Source organism: Agrobacterium tumefaciens, from assembly GCF_009649785.1.
GTDB classification, from domain to species: domain Bacteria; phylum Pseudomonadota; class Alphaproteobacteria; order Rhizobiales; family Rhizobiaceae; genus Agrobacterium; species Agrobacterium tumefaciens.
The window spans coordinates 18,364-36,671 of record NZ_WJOK01000015.1 but is presented as its reverse complement, the minus strand read 5'-3'; the positions used below and the strand labels follow the sequence as shown (position 1 = coordinate 36,671).

Annotated in this window: 15 protein-coding genes and 2 riboswitches; of the genes, 9 read left to right on the top strand and 6 right to left on the bottom strand. The window is 58.6% G+C overall.

What is annotated here, in order from left to right:
• Positions 1-97 precede the first annotated feature (97 nt).
• The 5 genes from GH784_RS16705 to GH784_RS16685 all read left to right on the top strand — a co-directional run bounded on the left by GH784_RS16705 (position 98) and on the right by GH784_RS16685 (position 7,224).
• On the top strand, positions 98-2,065 hold the full coding sequence (locus tag GH784_RS16705) for a glycosyltransferase family 2 protein (protein ID WP_065687614.1): 1,968 nt from the start codon (positions 98-100) through the stop codon (positions 2,063-2,065).
• A 92-nt stretch (positions 2,066-2,157) separates the two neighbouring features.
• Positions 2,158-3,438 (top strand): hypothetical protein, encoded by a 1,281-nt coding sequence (locus GH784_RS16700; RefSeq protein ID WP_065687615.1) that lies wholly within the window; start codon positions 2,158-2,160, stop codon positions 3,436-3,438.
• Positions 3,439-3,659: 221 nt separating this feature from the next.
• Positions 3,660-3,872, top strand: a riboswitch (cobalamin riboswitch).
• A 103-nt stretch (positions 3,873-3,975) separates the two neighbouring features.
• Positions 3,976-4,953: a DUF1852 domain-containing protein gene (locus tag GH784_RS16695; protein WP_003517106.1), complete on the top strand. Its 978-nt coding sequence runs from the start codon at positions 3,976-3,978 to the stop codon at positions 4,951-4,953.
• 24 nt (positions 4,954-4,977) lie between these two features.
• Positions 4,978-6,006, top strand: a complete 1,029-nt coding sequence (locus GH784_RS16690) for a methionine synthase (protein WP_065687616.1) — start codon at positions 4,978-4,980, stop codon at positions 6,004-6,006.
• 663 nt (positions 6,007-6,669) lie between these two features.
• On the top strand, positions 6,670-7,224 hold the full coding sequence (locus GH784_RS16685; RefSeq protein WP_065687617.1) for a peroxiredoxin: 555 nt from the start codon (positions 6,670-6,672) through the stop codon (positions 7,222-7,224).
• Here the strand turns inward: GH784_RS16685 and GH784_RS16680 are convergent.
• The 5 genes from GH784_RS16680 to GH784_RS16660 all read right to left on the bottom strand — a co-directional run bounded on the left by GH784_RS16680 (position 7,214) and on the right by GH784_RS16660 (position 12,353).
• The gene (locus tag GH784_RS16680) at positions 7,214-7,999 is read right to left on the bottom strand and encodes an SDR family oxidoreductase (protein WP_065687618.1); all 786 of its coding nucleotides are present in this window, start codon (positions 7,997-7,999) and stop codon (positions 7,214-7,216) included. The genes GH784_RS16685 and GH784_RS16680 overlap by 11 nt on opposite strands.
• Before the next feature lie 29 nt (positions 8,000-8,028).
• Positions 8,029-8,982, bottom strand: a complete 954-nt coding sequence (locus GH784_RS16675; protein WP_003517093.1) for a sugar-binding transcriptional regulator — start codon at positions 8,980-8,982, stop codon at positions 8,029-8,031.
• Between the two features lie 20 nt (positions 8,983-9,002).
• Positions 9,003-10,472, bottom strand: a complete 1,470-nt coding sequence (locus GH784_RS16670) for an FGGY family carbohydrate kinase (RefSeq protein ID WP_065687619.1) — start codon at positions 10,470-10,472, stop codon at positions 9,003-9,005.
• Between the two features lie 115 nt (positions 10,473-10,587).
• Positions 10,588-11,544: a transketolase family protein gene (locus GH784_RS16665; RefSeq protein ID WP_003517089.1), complete on the bottom strand. Its 957-nt coding sequence runs from the start codon at positions 11,542-11,544 to the stop codon at positions 10,588-10,590.
• Positions 11,544-12,353: a transketolase gene (locus tag GH784_RS16660; protein ID WP_065662773.1), complete on the bottom strand. Its 810-nt coding sequence runs from the start codon at positions 12,351-12,353 to the stop codon at positions 11,544-11,546. Before GH784_RS16660 ends, GH784_RS16665 begins: the two co-directional genes overlap by 1 nt.
• Before the next feature lie 437 nt (positions 12,354-12,790).
• Here GH784_RS16660 and GH784_RS16655 point away from each other — a divergent pair, with 437 nt between their 5' ends.
• From GH784_RS16655 to GH784_RS16640, 4 genes are all read left to right on the top strand, one after another.
• Complete coding sequence (locus GH784_RS16655; RefSeq protein WP_003517084.1) at positions 12,791-13,771, top strand: ABC transporter permease; 981 nt, start codon at positions 12,791-12,793, stop codon at positions 13,769-13,771.
• A gap of 132 nt (positions 13,772-13,903) precedes the next feature.
• Complete coding sequence (locus GH784_RS16650) at positions 13,904-14,833, top strand: sugar ABC transporter substrate-binding protein (RefSeq protein WP_065687620.1); 930 nt, start codon at positions 13,904-13,906, stop codon at positions 14,831-14,833.
• A gap of 120 nt (positions 14,834-14,953) precedes the next feature.
• Positions 14,954-16,432, top strand: a complete 1,479-nt coding sequence (locus GH784_RS16645; protein ID WP_035200836.1) for a sugar ABC transporter ATP-binding protein — start codon at positions 14,954-14,956, stop codon at positions 16,430-16,432.
• A 14-nt stretch (positions 16,433-16,446) separates the two neighbouring features.
• On the top strand, positions 16,447-17,235 hold the full coding sequence (locus tag GH784_RS16640; protein WP_003517081.1) for an SDR family oxidoreductase: 789 nt from the start codon (positions 16,447-16,449) through the stop codon (positions 17,233-17,235).
• A gap of 121 nt (positions 17,236-17,356) precedes the next feature.
• Here the strand turns inward: GH784_RS16640 and ribB are convergent, their stop codons facing one another.
• On the bottom strand, positions 17,357-17,998 hold the full coding sequence (ribB, locus tag GH784_RS16635; protein ID WP_035200834.1) for a 3,4-dihydroxy-2-butanone-4-phosphate synthase: 642 nt from the start codon (positions 17,996-17,998) through the stop codon (positions 17,357-17,359).
• Positions 17,999-18,117: 119 nt separating this feature from the next.
• Positions 18,118-18,267, bottom strand: a riboswitch (FMN riboswitch).
• Between the last annotated feature and the right edge of the window lie 41 nt (positions 18,268-18,308).

Genomic DNA, 18,308 nt, shown 5'->3' with positions numbered 1-18,308 from the left:
AAACCCGCAGGGCGACCCACCACCTGTTTAAGACACTCGAAGCAACCTCATTCACGCGCGGCGTGCCGCGCGCCTGACCAACCATGAGGATAAGTCGATGTATTTCAGCCCTGATGGCGATGTTCAGTCGGTACTCTACGTCAATCTTGTCATCGCCCTTTGCGCGATCCTGTTTACCATACTGGCCGACCCGCGCAGGGTCCTGGACCGGTTGGCCTTCAGTGCGATTATGCTGCTGTCTCTTGGCCTTTACATATTTTGGCGCGCCACCGATACGCTGCCACCCTTCGAGCTTTCTCTGGAGACTGCCTGGAACTACATTTATTTCACCTTCGAGCTGATCTCCGTTCTTTACGCCATCGGCTCGATCCTGATCCTGACGAGGCGGACGGACTGGTCTTTTTTGGCTGATAGAGGGGAAGCCGCGATTGAAAATAATTCGGATGCGCCACTCGTCGACGTCTTTATCTGCACCTACAACGAACCTTTGAATGTCCTTGAGAAGTCGGTTATCGCGGCCCAGGCCATGCAATATCCGCAGCTGCGTGTTTTTGTCTGCGACGACACGCGCAGGCCGGAAGTGAGGGACTATTGCGAGACGGTCGGCGTCAATTATGTGACGCGCCCGGACAATAGACATGCCAAGGCGGGAAATCTGAACAATGCACTTGAACACACCAATGCGCTGCCACAGGTTTCCGATTTCATCATGGTTCTGGATGCGGACTTCGCGCCACAGGCCAACTTCCTTCGTCGCGTAACCGGTCTTTTCGCCGATCCCAAGGTGGCAGTTGTGCAGACACCGCAATTTTACTTTAATTGCGACCCAATCCAACACAACCTCGGCATCCGCAATTCCTTCGTCGATGATCAACGTGTATTCTTTGATGTATTCCAGCCGGCCAAGGACGCGGTCGGTTGCGCTTTCTGCGTCGGGACGAGTTTTGTCGTGCGGCGGGCGGCGGTCAACGAGCTCGGCGGGTTTCCGCATGATGCACTTTCCGAAGATATGCTGCTGACCTACCGCCTGATGGAGCGAGGTTACGTCACACGCTGGCTCAACGAAAAACTCAGTGTCGGTCTATCGGCTGAGGGCCTGCCAGAATATATCACACAACGCACGCGGTGGTGCCTGGGCACCATTCAGATCGGCCTTCTGCGGACGGGACCATTGTGGCGCGGCAAGTTCACGCTGACACAAAGGCTGCATTATCTGCACGGGCTGTTTTGCTGGCTGTCGAAGCCTTTCATCCTCTGCCTGTTGCTGGCACCATCGATCTACTGGCTCACAGGCGTTTCCGCCCTCCAGGCTGACGAGCTGATGTTCATGAAATTTGGACTGTCGTCACTGGCTTTGTTTTGGGCCTACTCCACCTGGATATCGGGAAAACGCACCCTACCGCTGTTCACCGAAGTGACGCATGCGCTGACCGCTGTTCCCATCACCATCACCTTGTTTCAGGCTATGCGCAAACCCTTCGGACGTCCCTTTAAAGTCACGGAGAAAGGAGGTGACCGGTCACAGGTGCGCATTCATGGGCCTACAGCGCTATTTTTCGCAATCGTCACCGTCACCTCCGCGGTTTCAGTTCTGCTCGCCGTTTACGCATGGGACGCCCCTGTAGAATTTTCGGCGCGAGATTGTCTCAACCTCATCTGGTCGGCGGTCGCCATGGTGATTGCCTTCACCAGCCTCATCTGCTGCATTGAGTTACCACGTGTCGACAAGGAAGAGCCGATCGGCGTGGATCTCGAAGGCCGATTGCGGTGCGCAAGCGAGGTGAAGGCGGTACGGATCGTGGCGCTTTCGACCGAAACCGCGACCCTGGCGGATTTCAACCGGTCTTACGCCGAGGCAGAGTCCCTGTACGTGCCCGATGTGGGCTGGCTGCAGATCGATGCAACGAAGGTGTCGCAAACGCCCGGCAAATTCACTCTCACCCCCACTGCCGACCAGCATCGTGCAATCTTGAGGCTGCTTTTCCGCAATGCGCCCGAAAATGTCGCGGAACAGGGCGACCTCTTGAAGTCCATGCAGATGTTACTCGCAAGGGCCTTCAGCTAAGACAATTCGCGCCAAACCCGGGACCGTGCTCGACGTAAACCGCAAGCTAGAGGCGGGCTTGTTTGGAAGAGCGCCTACCAAACGGAAAACTCATGTCTGTCAAATCGATCGTCGCGACAGTTCTCATGACCTGCTTCACAACAGGAGTGGTCGCTGCTGGCGATGGGCGCACCGGTTCCGGATCAGTTCGCGACCGCCTTGCTGTGAGCTTGTGTGCGGGTCTCGTTGGGAAGATGGACAAATCCACCACCCCCTTCATATTTCGGAGCTTTGAGCCTGCACCAGGCGGCAAAGCGCTTGATCCCGCTCTTTCAAATGCGGGTTTCACCTATGACAATGCCTTGGCGACGATTGCCCTTTTTTCCTGTGGCAACGACGCCGAAGCAAAAAGGGTTGCCGATGCGCTGCTGCTCGCCGTCAACAACGATCGCTATTACAGCGATGGCCGCCTGCGCAACGCCTACCGTTCCGGCCCCGTTGCGAACGAAAATGATGCGATGCTTTTGCCCGGTTTTTGGAGTGAGGCCAGCAAGACGTGGGTCGAGGATGACTATCAGGTGGGCAGCGCAACGGGCAACCTGGCCTGGGCGGCACTTGCGCTTCTCACTGCCAGTGAACGATTAAGCAATCCGTCCTATGTGCAGGCAGCGACCAAACTCATGCGCTGGATCGATGCGCATACGGCGGGCGTCCGTGATATCGGCTACACAGGTGGCACATTCGGTCATGAGCCTGCACCGACCAAACTCGAGTGGAAATCGACGGAACATAATCTCGATGTATATGCCGTTGCGGGTTGGCTCGCCGAAATTGAGGGAGCGCGCGCCTGGCAGGCGATGCGGGACAAAACACGCAAATTTCTTGATGCGATGTGGAATGAGCAGCAGGGACGGTTTTACGTCGGCAGCCAACCCGGAAGCGACACACCCAACTCGAGCCAGTCCGGAATAGATTCCGAGCTCTGGCCCATTCTCGCCGTGCCGGAGTTTCGGGGCCGCAGTGGGCGTGTTCTGCATTGGGTTGATCGGCATTATGCGGTTGCGGGAGGTTTTGATTTTAACGACGATCGGGATGGTGTGTGGCTGGAAGGTACGGCCCAGGCCGCGCTGGCGTTTCAGCAGGTCGGCGATGCCGACCGGGCCGAGGCGCTGCTTGCCACCATTGCCGCACAAATATCTCCCGATAACCTGATCTACGCGACAGTCGGGGACGAACTGACGACCGGGCTGATGATCGGGCCGACCTCGACATTTGCCGACTTCAAATATTTCAGGTTGCCGCATGTCGGGGCCACTGCCTGGGCAATCCTTGCAGCGAAAGGCTGGAACCCTTTTCTTAGAAAGAGCGGTTGTATTCGTCTTTGTGAGGGATAATCGTCCGTCTCGGCGGCAGCAGAAGGATATTGCTCCAGGCCGTTGCGCCGGAGATTGAAAACTGGGACGCATGACGCTGCTGAAAGCGGCGAAAAGCGTAAAACCGCAACGTTGACTGCCGCGCCGAATGCAAGCTACTCGGTCGGAACCGGCGATGGAAACGCAGACTTAAGGACATAAAGATATCGTTATATGATGTTGACCGATGACGTAGCTTACAATATGGTCGTCACGCCTAAGGTTCCCCAGTCGTTGCACGCAACGTGCCGGGGCTAAGAGGGAAGTCGGTGCTCCGTGTCATGCGGAAAAGCCGACGCTGCCCCCGCAACTGTAAGCGGCGAGCTGAAGTCCAATATGTCACTGGTTTACCCCGGGAAGACGGACGGAAGTGATGATCCGTGAGCCAGGAGACCTGCCTTTGGTGAAATAACGTCCACGGGCGGGGTGTCCCAGTGTGCCGTAGCAAAGGCTGCATTGTCGCGGCCTGTCTTGCTATGCGTCCGCAGACCCATGCCCCCAACTTTATAGGGGCACAACATGTCTCAGACCTGCATTTTTACGATCACGAGCGTACCCTTCGATGAGGACTATCGTCCTTCAGAAAATACGCGCATCACCACCAATTTCGCCAATCTGGCCAGGGGCGAAAAGCGGCAGGAAAACCTGCGCAATGTCATGCGCATGATCGACAGCCGCTTCAACGCCCTCGCGCACTGGGATAATCCCAAATCGGACCGATACTCGGTCGAGTTGGAGATCATTTCGGTCGACATGAGCTTCGATGTCGCAGGTGAAAAATTTCCCCTCATCGAGATACTGAAGACGACGATCATCGATCACAAAACCAGTGAACGTATCGACGGCATTGTGGGGAATAACTTCTCCTCCTATGTGCGAGACTACGACTTCAGCATTGTGCTGCCGGAGCATAACAAGAGCGTTCCTGCCTTCAGCATTCCGGCCGACTTCGGCGACCTCCATGGAAACCTGTTCAAGTCTTTTCTGCGGTCGGATGCCTACCGCTCGTACTTTCGCAAGCCGCCGGTCATTTGCATCAGCGCCTCGACCAGCAAGACCTATTACCGGACCGAAAATCATCACCCCGTGATGGGCGTCGAATACCGGCAGAATGGGTTCTCGTCCACCGACCAGTATTTCGGGAAAATGGGATTGCAGGTTCGCTACTTCATGCCTGCAGGCAGCGTTGCGCCGTTGGCCTTCTACTTTGTTGGGGACTTGCTGGGCGACTACTCCAATATTGAGCTAATCGGCGTCATCAGCACGATGGAAACGTTTCAGAGAATTTATCGCCCCGAAATCTACAATGCGAACGCAGCAGCTGGGACATTTTACCAGCCCAACCTGAAGCACCAGGACTATTCGCTGACCCGGGTCATTTACGATCGCGACGAACGAAATCGCTTGGCGGTGGATCAGGGTAAGTTCACCGAAAAACACTTCATCAAGCCATACCGCGCCGTCCTTGAGCAATTGTTTGCTCACCGCCCCGCTTGAGCATCACTTAGAAGAGGTCCCACCGTGAAGAAACTTCTCCCCACATCGACCGCTGGCAGCCTGCCGAAACCCTCCTGGCTTGCGCAGCCCGAAAAACTGTGGTCGCCCTGGAAGCTGGAGGGCGAGGAATTACTGGAAGGCAAGAGAGATGCCCTGCGCCTTTCACTGGACGATCAGCAACAGGCCGGCATCGACATCGTCAGTGATGGCGAGCAAACACGCCAACATTTCGTCACGACTTTCATCGAGCACCTCGACGGGGTCGATTTTGCAAAACGCGAGACAGTCAGAATTCGCGATCGCTACGATGCGAGTGTCCCGACAGTCGTCGGCGCCGTGTCTCGCCAGAAGTCCGTGTTCGTCGAAGACGCCAAGTTTTTGCGCCAGCAGACCAAACAACCCATCAAATGGGCGTTGCCGGGTCCGATGACGATGATCGATACTCTCTTTGACGGCCATTATAAGAGCCGTGAAAAGCTTGCCTGGGAATTTGCCGTGATACTCAACGAGGAAGCAAAGGAATTGGAGGCTGCCGGCGTCGATATCATCCAGTTCGACGAACCTGCCTTCAACGTTTTCTTTGACGATGTGAATGACTGGGGTGTCGCCACTTTGGACAGGGCAATTGAAGGGCTGAAGTGCGAGACCGCCGTCCATATCTGCTACGGTTACGGCATAAAGGCCAATACGGATTGGAAAAAGACACTCGGGTCAGAATGGCGGCAGTATGAGGAAACTCTCCCCAAGCTGCAGAAATCCGGCATCGGTATGATCTCCCTCGAATGCCACAATTCTCATGTCCCCATGGATCTTCTGGACCTTGTTCGAGGTAAGAAAGTGATGGTTGGGGCCATCGATGTGGCAAGCGATACCATCGAAACCCCGGAGGAAGTCGCTGCAACGCTGCGCAAGGCGCTTAAGTTTGTCGACGCAGATAAACTTTGCCCCTGCACCAATTGCGGCATGGCCCCCCTGTCTCGTCGTGTGGCAAGAGAAAAGCTGAATTCCTTGAGCGCAGGAGCTGAGATCGTCCGAAGAGAGCTCACTGTTTAGTTTTTTGATAGTCTGAACCTGCGGATGGCAGCCGTTCGCCGCCACCGCGCCCATCGCGACAAACGCTGGGAGACTTACGAATGGCTATAAGGTCACGGCGCGGATCATCCTGACAGCTTCGACGGATGTCCGCCTCTTGGCGCAAAGCTGCCAAGACCGCCTGTTCTCTAAAAATCGGCCCTGTTTCTGCTGAGTGTCTGCGCCAAACGTCTCGGTTGGAAGACATTTATTCCAACGCCACCGACGTCTTCGTGACTTTCACCAAACAGAACAACTTCCCAGACGCCGAAAATCTCGGGAGCACGACGGCCGCTAAGATCGCCGAAAAAAGTGGGTCTCAGTCAGCAGGACGTATTTGCCGAGAGCAGCAATTGCCTTGTGGAAATGGGGACAGTGGTGGCCACCCGGTAGCAGCGATCCCAAGACAAAGAAGCCGTTGCCCCAGAACATCGCTTCAGCGAAAATTCCAAAACGATACTATCGGCCAGAGACTTGGCAATCAGTGACTTTGTCAAATCGAATGAAGGTGTGGCGTTCGTATTCCATCAAGGCTGAATGCGCGAATCGCTACGGCAGCTTTGCACCTGCGCACTAGACATTGCGGTAGTATGAAAATCGGCTAACTTCGCAACGTCGACAGACAGGAAGAGCAACGAGGTGGCAATGATTGAACCCGGCGGGGATGAGCAATTAGTTACCCCACGTGACGACGGAGCAGCCAGGCATTTACCCGGGATGGAGTTGCCTAGCATTGGTTTGGTTGCGACGGATGGCACGGTAGTCGATCTGCGTGAGCCGGGGTTAACCGTGGTCTATGCTTACCCCCGGACAAGCCCGCCCGGAGGCAAGGCTATTGACGGATGGGACGCAATACCCGGCGCGAGGGGATGTACACCACAGTCCTGTGCCTTCCGTGATCATTTCGCTGAACTGAAGGCATTGGGAGCAACGCGTCTGTTTGGCCTTTCTACGCAGACCACGGAGTATCAGCGAGAGGCAGCAGAGCGGCTTCACCTGCCGTTTCCTCTGATTTCCGATCATTCACTCCTTCTGGTGTCAGCCCTTCGCCTTCCAACTTTCCAGGCTGGAGGCCTGACACTGCTCAAGAGGCTCACGATGATTATCGAAACGGGCGTTATCAAGCATGTCTTTTACCCGGTCCATCCGCCAGAGAAGAACGCAGATGCCGTCATCGATTGGTTGAGTGCTACGACATGATCAGCCCGCCATCGACATTAATTGTCTGGCCGGTGATGTAGGCCGCATCCTCGGAGGCGAGAAACGCCACCAAGGCTGCCACTTCGGCTGGTGTTCCTGCGCGGCGCATAGGAATGTTGCGCACCCATTCGGCCATGAGTTCGCCGGGCTTATAGTCACCGAGCATCTGGCCCCAGACTCGATCGTTATAATCCCACATTTCGGTGTGGATGATGCCGGGGCAAATGGCGTTGACGGTGATGCCTTCGGGCGCCAGTTCCTTGGCCAGACTTTGCGTCAGGCCTACGACGCCGAATTTTGAAGCGGCGTAATGGGGGGTATAGATAAAACCCTGACGGGCCTGGCCGGAGGCGGTGTTAACCAGGCGGCCCTTGGTGCCACTTGCGCGGAAGCGGCGGATCGCCTCCTGGCAGCACAGAAACGCGCCCTTGGTGTTGACATCGAGGTTGAAGTCCCACTGTTCCTGCGTCAGCTCCTCGATCTTCGAAATGGTGATGACGCCGGCGTTCTGGACCGAGATGGAAAGCGGACCGATTGCCTCTTCGGCTGTGCCATAGGCCTCGCGCACCGCCGCCGCATCCCGCACATCGAGGATCACGCCATGGGTGACGGAGCCGGTTTCGTCCGCCAGCTTTTTGGCGGCATCATTGGTGTCCTTGTCGACAGAGGCGATGGCGACTTTCGCGCCTTCCTCGGCAAAACGGCGGGCGATGCCGTAACCGATGCCCTTGTTGCCTCCAGTCACGAATACGGATTGACCTTCAAAGCGCCTCATGTCTCCTCCTTATGGGATAACGGCTATGTTTATGTGCCGACCAGTCGTTCGGCGGTGAATTTGTCGGTGACGAGAACATCGATCACGCCGGTTCTGAGCGCGCCGGCGATCGCCTCGGTCTTTTTCGAGCCGCCGGCGAGTGCAATGACGCGGTCGACATTGGCAAGGTTCTCCAGCGGAAGGCCTATGACCCGGTCATCGAGCGGTGTCTTGACGGGCTTGCCGTCCTTGTCGAAAAACCTGAGCGAAATATCGCCCACGGCGCCCGCCTGTGCGAGATCGGCAAGCTCCTTGGCGGAAAAGATATTGCCCGAGCGGGCAAGAAGCTCCGATGGCTCGACGGCACCGACACCGACGATGGCGAGCGTGATCGAACCGAAAAGATCGATGGTTTCGCGCACGAAGGGATCGGCCAGCATCAAAAGCTTGGCCTCGCGAGAGGTGGCGACGCCGGGGACCGGCAGCAATTTCGGTTCGGCCTCCGTTAACCGCGCCAGCCGGGTGGTGATCTGGGTCGCGTGCGTCTGCACGGAAGGATCGCCCATGCCGCCCAGCGTCTGGACGATGTAACGCGCTTTGGCGCCCTTCAGCGGATGGATGTTTTCCACCATCTTGAAGATCGTCTGGCTCCAGCTGGAAACGCCGATGATCTCGTTTTGCGACAGCGTCACCTCGAGAAAATGCGCGGCAGCCTCGCCGATGCGGGCCATGATCGCGCCGTCGCGATCCTCGCTGCAATCGACGACAATGGCTTCCGGCAGGTCGAAGCGTTCGCGAAGCTGTGCTTCAAGATCGCTATAGGTACCGGGCGGCGGAATGATGCTGGTGCGCACGATACCTTCCGTTTCGGCACGCTTCAGCATGCGCGAGACGGTGGCCTGCGAAAGATTGAGATGTTCGGCAATCTCCGCCTGCCGCCTGTGCTCGCTGAAATACATCTGCGCCACGCGGGATATCATCCGAAGTTCGTTGATCCTGCCCATAAGCCCTCCAGGGTGAATTTTTATTCACCCTTACCCGACGTCACAGGTAACGTCGAGCGCGCAATCGCGTCGCGCCAGACGGCAAGCCGTTGCCTGCCGTCACTGGACGAAGGCGGGATGGCGTTGCCGTGACTGTTGAGCGCGGCGATGGCGTCGAGATCGCTCCACAGACCGAGGGCGAGGCCGGCAAGATAGGCCGCGCCAAGCGCGGAGGCTTCCGGCGCGTCACGCTGGATGACGGGGTGGTCCAGCATGTCGGCGACGCATTGCATGAGGAAACGGTTCTGGCTCGGCCCGCCATCCACGAACAGCTGTCCGAAGCCGGAGGGCGACTGCGCGCGCATGGTCGAGAAGACGTCATAAACCTGAAAGGCGATGGAATCGGTAACGGCGCGGGCCATCTGCGCGCGACTTGTGCTGAAATTGATCTGCGAAAATAGCGCGCGGCAATCTGAATCCCAATAGGGCGCGCCAAGGCCGACAAAGGCCGGGACGAAACCGGGGCCATCTGGTTCAGCGGTTGCGGCAAGCTCCACAAGAGATGCGACATCTGGCAGGCCGAGAATGTCCGTCATCCACGGCAGGGAGGCGGCAGACACAAGAATATTGCCCTCGAAGGCGAAAGTCGGCTTGCCGTTAATCCTCCAGGCAACTGTCGTGGTGATGCCGCGCTCTGGCGCGATGAAATCCGGCAGGGTCGTCATCACCGATGAGCCGGTGCCGAACGTCACCTTGCCGTCACCGGGATTGAAGGCGCCGTGGCCGAATAGGGCGGCGTGGCTGTCGCCGACGGCAGCCAGAATAGGCGTGCCGTCCTTGATGCCGGGAACACCTGATGTCACGCCGAAGTCGCCGCTGCTGTCGCGCGGGTCGGGCAGGGCGTTGATGTCGATGCCAAAAAGGTCACAAAGCTCTTCGCTCCACACCTGCCGGTTGAGATCGAGCACCTGGCTTCGGGCCGCGTTGGAGGCGTCGCAGGCATGCACCTTGCCGCCGGTCAGGCAGTGGATGAGCCAGCTATCGATGGTGCCGAGGCGAAGGCTGCGGCCCTTCGGTGCACGCTCCAACAGCCAGCGCATCTTGGCGCCGGGAAACATCGGGTCAATAGGCAGGCCGGTCAGCGCCATGACACGTTCGGAATGGCCCTTGCCGATGAGATCGATGCATTCCTGCGCGGTGCGACGGCATTGCCAGCTCAAGACCGGGCCGAGCGGCTCGCCGGTTTCACCGTCCCAGATCGTCACCGATTCGCGCTGGTTGGAAATGGCGATGGCTTCAATGCTGACGGCAGAGTGTGCCGAAGACAGGCAGGCGGAAATCGCTTCGCGCACCGAGGCCCAGATACGGTTCGGATCCTGCTCCACCCAGCCGGGCTGCGGATAGGTGATGCCGACCGGCGATGAACCGCGCGCCAGCAATTCTCCTGTTTCAGAAACGAGAATGGCCTTGGAATTGGTGGTGCCCTGATCGATGGACAGAATGGCGCGCATCACTTGAGTTCTTTCGTCGGCAGTTTTTTCGTTTCAGCCTTGCGGTGATTAAACGACGATATTGCAAAGGGTGTCGCCGCGCATCCGAAGACACGCGACGACCCTGGGAGGAGACTTACTTTCTCTTGAGCAGCGCTGCTGCAGCCTCCGCGATGGCCGCGGGTGCCATGCCAAACTCATCGAGCAGCCATTCTGCCGAGCCGGTATGGGCAAAGACGCCCGGAACGCCGAGGCGCTTCATCGGCACGGGGGCGTGATCGACAACAACTTCGGCGATGGCAGAGCCGAGACCGCCGAAGATCGAATGTTCTTCAGCCGTCAGGATTGCGCCGGTTTCCTTCGCTGCGGCAATGATGGCCGCCTCGTCGATCGGGCGCACGGTTGCCATGTTAAGCACACGCGCCTTGATGCCACGACCGGCCAGAATATCGGCGGCCTTGACGATGCGGTGTGTCAGCGTGCCATTGGCGATCAGCGTTATGTCGGAACCTTCGCGCAGCAGGTTGGCGCGGCCGAGTTCAAAGACGTGGCCATCAGGCAGAAGGTCCGGCACGCCGACGCGCGACAGGCGAAGGAAGCAGGGCCCGGCATAGTCCGCAGCCCATTTGACGGCGGCGGCCGTTTCGATGCGGTCGCAGGGGGCAATGACCGGCAGGTTCGGCAGAACGCGGGTCCAGGCGAAATCCTCGATCGAGTGATGTGTCGGACCCAGTTCGCCATAGGCCATGCCCGAGGAGATGCCGATGAGCTTCACATTGGCGTTGGAATAGGCGAGGTCTGCCTTGATCTGTTCCAGCGCGCGACCGGTCAGAAAACAGGATGCGCCGCAGACGAAGGGAAGCTGGCCGCCATTGGCAAGGCCGGCGCCGACGCCCACCATGTTCTGTTCGGCAATGCCGACATTGACGAGGCGCTCGGGGAATTTCGACTTGAAGCCGCCGAGCTTCGAGGAGCCGACTGAATCGTTGCAGACGGCCACGACCCTGTCGTTTGCAGCGGCCAGCGCTTCCAGCGTTTCGGCGAAGGCGTCGCGGCAATCATAGAGTTTGGCGGCGGTTACGGGCGCGTTCATTACAATGCCTCCGAAAGTTCTTTGACGGCAATTTCGTATTGTTCCTTGCTTGGAACCTTGTGGTGCCAGTCGACGCGGTCCTGCATGAACGAAATGCCGTGACCCTTATTGGTGTGCGCAACGATGCAATGCGGGCGCTTGCCTCGATGTTCGAGCGCCGGGACGATCTCTTCCATCGCGTTGCCGTTGATTTCGCTCACCTCCCAGCCGAATGCTTCAAGCTTCGGGCGAAGCGGCGCGACGTCGTTGGTTTCCGAGATCGCAGCACCCTGCTGGAAACGGTTATGGTCGATGATAAGCGTCAGATTGTTAAGCTCGAACTGCGCGGCGGACATGATGGCTTCCCAGTTGGAGCCCTCCTGCATCTCGCCATCGCCGGTCATGACATAGGTATGGTAATCCGCTCCCGAAAGCTTGGCCGCCTTGGCCATTCCGACGGCAACTGGAAGCCCGTGGCCAAGCGGGCCGGTATTGGTCTCGACCCCAGGTACCTTGTTACAGTTGGGGTGGCCATTGAGGCGGGAATTGGGTTGCAGGAAGGTCGAGATTTCCTCTTCCGGGATAAAGCCACGTTTGGCGAGCGTCACATAAAGCGCGCAGGCGGTGTGGCCTTTCGACAGCACGAAACGGTCGCGGGCAGGGTTCTTCGGTTCGTCCGGCCAGATGCGCAATACGCGGAAATAAAGGGCGGTCATGATGTCGATCGCCGACATTTCTCCGCCGATATGGCCGGCACCCGCTTCGAAAACAGCCTGGACGTCGCGAAGGCGAATCTGGCGCGCAATGCGCTCTAGCTCTGTGGGCTGCATGGGATCCTCTTCAAAACATGCGTGTGAATATTTATACAGCTGTTTATATAATTGCAGACGTGGCGTTTCTGTCAAGCCGGAATTGTGAATTGTCCTGTTTCAATCCGTGCCGATTATTTCTGCCGCTTCATTTTCACCAATGATGAAGCGCGCCTCCCCGCCTCATTCCTCGGTCCGTAAAAGGAACCTGCTCAGCCTAAGTCCTTTGGCTGAAAGGGCTCTCCTTGCCACGCAGGCGCGCTTGCGCAGGATTCCCGCGATGCGCACCGGAACGGGATGAGAGGCGCAGGTGTGAAGCCATCCCATCACCCGCAAGGCCCGTCCCGCCCTCCAAGCCTATTGACAAGTTTCTCTCAACTGGCTTATGCATGTTTCACCTAGCATGAATAATTATTCTAATCGGTTTAAAAAATGCAAGATAGCCACTTGGAGGAGCCATGTCCGTGCTTGAACGCAATGAGGGGGTTACGCACACCAGAAGCCCGCTTGCCTGGCTAAGCGGTGCGACCGGACCTCTTTTGGGCCTGCTGCTGCTGTGTGTCTTCCTGACCTTCACCAGCGAAAATTTTCTGTCGCTTCGAAACGGTCTCAACATCCTCGACCAGATCACCGTGCTCGGCATCATGGCCGTTGGCATGACCTTCGTCATTCTGCTCGGCGGCATCGATCTGTCCGTCGGTTCGGTGCTGGCGCTGTCTATGATGATCATGGGCTGGACAGCCAATGTCGCGGGCATGCCCATGGGCATGGCCATCATGCTGGCGCTCATCGCATCCGCAGCCTGCGGCCTTGTCGTCGGCGTTCTCGTCACCGCCTTCCGGGTTCCGGCCTTCATCGCGACGCTTGCAATGATGTCGGTGGCGCGCGGCCTTGCCAATATGATCACGGACGGTCAGCAGATCGTCGGTTTTCCTGACTGGTTCATGATGCTGGCCATCGACCGCCATTTCGGCGTGCTGACGGCGACCGTGCTGCTGATGCTGGTCGTTGTTCTGGTATCGTTTCTTTTCCTGCGCTTCCGCTCCGAAGGCCGCACCGTCTATGCGGTTGGCGGCAACCCGGAAGTGGCGCGACTTGCCGGCATCAACGTCGCCCTGGTGACGATCTGCGTCTATGTTGCCTGTGCGGTTCTTGCCGGTCTTGCGGGTATCGTTCTTGCAGCCCGTCTCGACTCGGTGCAGCCCTCCAGCGGTTTTGGCTACGAGCTGGATACGATTGCGGCTGTCGTCATCGGCGGGACCTCGCTTTCGGGCGGTGCCGGCGGCATCGGCGGAACGCTGATCGGCGTGCTCATCATCGGTGTGCTGCGCAACGGCCTCAACCTGCTCAATGTTTCTCCCTTTCTGCAACAGGTCATCATCGGTGTGGTTATCGTGCTGGCCGTGGGCGCTGAAACATTGCGCCGGCGCAGAAGCTGAATTTGCCTGCGGAGGGCGATGAGCCGTCCGCGCAATAGACGACCCTCCCGGTATGGGAGGCGTGAAAAGCGGCCGAAGGGGAGGAGGTTTGATCTGCCCGAAGGTCAAAAATCAACAAATGGAGGAATAATCATGAAATTTTCACGCATTCTGCTGACATCCGCCACCCTTCTCGCCCTGTCGCTCGGTTCGGCCAGCGCCGCCGAAGTCAAGAAGATCGGCCTTGCCGTTGCCAATCTTCAGGCGAACTTCTTCAACCAGATCAAGCAGGCCGTCGAAGCCGAAGCCAAGACGCGCGGTATCACCGTTGTCACCGTCGATGCCAAGGGCGACGGTCCGACGCAGGTCAACCAGATCCAGGATCTCCTGACGCAGAACATCGACGCGCTGATCTATATTCCGGCTGGTGCCGCTGCGGCGACCGTTCCGGTCAAGCTTGCCAAGGCGGCCGGTGTGCCCGTCATCAACATCGACCGCAATGCCGACGGCGCACCGGGCGATACCTTCCTCGCCACCGATTCCGTCGCTTCCGCCAAGTCGGTCTGCGACTACATCATCAAGCAGGCAAGCGGCTCGGGCAAGATGGTCATCATTCATGGCCAGAAGGGAACGACACCGGAAGTCGACCGCACCAAGGGCTGCATGGAATCGGTCAAGGCCAATTCCGGCGTGAAGATCGTTGCCGAACAGTGGTCCAACATGTGGAGCCAGGATGAAGGCTTCCAGATCATGCAGAACATGCTGCAGGCCAATCCTGATGTTTCCATCGTCTTTGCCCAGGCAGACGGTCTGGCGCTCGGCGCGGCACAGGCGATCAAGGTCGCCAACCCCTCGCAGAAGATCGTCGTTGGCGGCTTCGATGGCGACACGGCAGCGCTTGAGGCGCTGAAGAACGGCGTCTTTGACGTGACAGCGACGCAGCAGACCCAGAAGATGGGCCGCACGGCTGTCGAGATGGCCGTCAAGATCGTCGGCGGCGAGAAGGTTCCGGCCGTGCAACTCTCCGAGGCGACGCTGACGACGAAGGAAAACGTCGACGGCTTCATTGCCAATCATCCCTGATGCATCCGCCCCCGCGCACTCCATCCGGATGCGCGGGGGCGTCATCTGTTCGTTTTCAGGCAATTCGGACGCAAAGCCGTGGCGCATCGCTGCCACGCGTGTTTCCCAGGAGGTCCCGTCATGCGCGAGCCGGTTCTTTCGCTCCGTGGCATCAGCAAACGTTACGGCCCGCTCGAGGTTCTGAAAAGCGTCGATCTCGACGTCTATCCGGGTGAAGTCGTGGCGTTGCTGGGTGAAAACGGGGCGGGCAAGTCCACCCTGTCAGGCATCATCGCCGGTTCCCGCGAGCCGTCCGAAGGAAAGATGACCTGGCTTGGCCAGCCCTATACACCCGCTTCGCCGCGTGAGGCGATAGACAAGGGCATTGTACTCATCCATCAGGAGCTGAAGCTTCTGCCGGAGCTCTCCATCGCTGAAAACGTCTTTATCGGCCGCTGGCCGATGAAGAACGGCATCGTCGACCGCGCCGAAATGGTGCGAAGGGCGCAGCAGCAGCTGGCGCGGCTCAATCTGCATATTCCTGCAACCCGCAAGGTTTCGGGCCTTTCGACCGCGAACCAGCAGCTGATCGAAATCGCCAAGGCGCTGGCGCTCGATGCCAAGCTGCTGATCCTCGACGAGCCGACGGCGGCCCTTGGCGGTGCGGAAACCCAGGCCCTGTTCGAGCAGGTTCGCAAGCTGCGCGCAGAGGGCGTAGGCATCATCTATATTTCCCACCGCATGGAAGAGATCAAGCAGATCACCGACCGCATCGTCGTGCTGCGCGACGGTGAGCGGGTGCATGAATTTGAAGACAGCGCGACACCGGTGCGCACCATCGTCGAAAGCATGGTTGGCCGGTCGTTGGAACGCCTGTTCCCGGCGCTGCCCGAACCGCAGGAAAAAACGGTGCTGGAGGTCAAGGGGCTGACTGGCACGGGCAATTCTTTCCGCGACATCAGTTTCGGCGTCCGTGCAGGCGAAATTCTTGGAATTGCCGGGCTGATCGGCGCGGGGCGTACCGAACTGGTGCGTGCCATTTCCGGTGCCGATCCGACCAGTGCGGGCGAGGTTTTGCTCGATGGACAGGTGCTGACGCTGAAAAGCCCGGCGGATGCGATTGCGAAGGGCATCGTCATGGTGCCGGAAGACCGCAAGCTTCAAGGGCTGGTTGTCGAGCATGAGATCGGTGAGAACCTGATCTACGCCAATCTCGACCGTGTCGGCACCGGCTGGATAACGCCTAGCATCAAGCGTGGTTTTACGAAGGAGGCAATTGCCAAATTCGGCGTGAAGGGCCGCAGCGAACAGCCTGCCTCGGATCTCTCCGGCGGCAACCAGCAGAAGGTCGTCATCGCCAAATGGCTTGCACGTAACCCGCGCGTGGTTGTGCTGGACGAGCCGACGCGCGGCATCGATGTCGGCGCGCGGGCTGGCATTTACGATATTATCGTCGGTCTGGCCAAAAGCGGCGTTGCCGTCATCGTCGTCAGTTCCGATCTCGAAGAGGTGCTGGGCGTTTCAAACCGTATCCTCGTTCTTGCACAGGGAAAACAGGCCGGAATCCTCAATCGCGACGAGGCCAACGACGTCTCGGTCATGGAACTGGCAACCATCTGAAGAAGGAAATAGAGATGTCCACCATCACGCTCAACGCGCCGAAACTTTTCGATCTTTCCGGCCAGGTGGCGTTCGTCACCGGTGCCGGTTCCGGCATCGGCCAGCGGATCGCCATGGGGCTTGCCCAGTCCGGTGCCGATGTCGCGCTGCTTGACCGCCGCACCGATGACGGCCTGGCGCAGACGGCCGATTTCATTGCCAGGGCTGGTCGCAAGTCGATCCAGATCGCCGCCGATGTTACCAGCAAGCAGGCGCTGAGCGAAGCGGTAGCACGCACGCAGGCCGAACTCGGTGCTCTCTCGCTTGCCGTCAATGCCGCCGGCATCGCCAACGCCAATCCTGCCGAGGAAATGGAGGAAAGCCAGTTCCAGACGATGATGGACATCAACCTGAAGGGTGTGTTCCTCTCCTGCCAGGCGCAAGCCAATGCCATGCTGAAGAACGGTCGCGGCGCAATCGTCAACATTGCCTCCATGTCCGGCGTCATCGTCAATCGCGGCCTGATGCAGTGCCACTACAATGCATCGAAGGCTGGCGTCATCCACATGTCCAAATCCATGGCGATGGAATGGGTGGGGCGCGGCATCCGCGTCAACACCATCTCGCCGGGTTACACCGCGACGCCGATGAACACGCGGCCGGAAATGGTGCACCAGACGAAACTGTTCGAAGAGCAGACCCCGATGCAGCGCATGGCGGGCGTCGATGAAATGGTCGGCCCGGCAATCTTCCTGCTGTCAGATGCGGCGAGCTTCGTGACGGGCGTGGACCTTTTGGTAGATGGCGGGTTCTGCTGCTGGTAGGGTTTGCGCGGCAGCGCCGCCCGAATTGATGACCACGTGCAAGAGGTAAGGTGGTCTGCCTTTTGATTTTACGCCCGGCTTTCGCCGGGCGTTTTTTATTCACCGCACAGGCGCGTGAAGACTAGGCAACCTGCTTCTGCGCCACTTCCTCGACAACCTCGCCCTTCAGATAGGCAACGAGGTCCTTGATCGTCACGACGAGCAGACCGTGGCGTTCGGCGAAGATTTCGAGCTGGGGCAGGCGGGCCATGGTGCCGTCGTCATTGGCGACTTCGCAGATGGTGCCGCAGGGGTACTTGCCGGCCAGGCGGCACAGATCGACGGCGGCTTCCGTGTGGCCGGTGCGGCCGAGCACGCCTTCAGGGTTGGCGCGTAGCGGGAAGATATGGCCGGGGCGGGCGAAGTCTTCGGGACGCGAGCCTTCCGACACCAGCGCACGCACGGTCTTTGCCCGGTCGGCAGCGGAAATGCCTGTCGTGGTGCCGGGAATATAGTCCACGGAGACGGTGAAGGCTGTCTTAAGGGATTCGGTATTGCGCGACACCATCAGCGGAATGTCGAGCGCGTCGAGGCGCTCTCCCGGCATGGCGACGCAGATCAGCCCGCGCGCATGGTTCATCATGAATGCGATCTGCTGCGGGGTTATGCTGTCGGACGCGGCGATGATATCGCCTTCGTTTTCGCGGTCTTCGTCGTCAACGACAATTACCATCTCGCCACGGGATATGGCTTCGATTGCGTCTTCAATTTTAGCAATGGTCATTTTCTTTCAAGCCTTTCAAGGGTTATGCCGTTTTGCGGCATTTTCGCGCTTCAAGAAGCGCCAAATATCCCTTGGGCGAACAATGCAATGCGAAGCCCGCTGCATGCGGGCGTCTTTTGCCTTGTCCTCTTCCATCCGGACTATACCGTCGGCTCCGGCCTCTCACCGGATCTGCTGACCTTCCGGCTTTGGAGACCGGAAGCGCTCGCGGGCTCCGGGAATATCCCGATACCGCCGGTGGGGAATTACACCCCGCCCTGAGAACATTGCCAACATAAGTTATCAAATGGGGAGGAAGCAAGCGGCAATA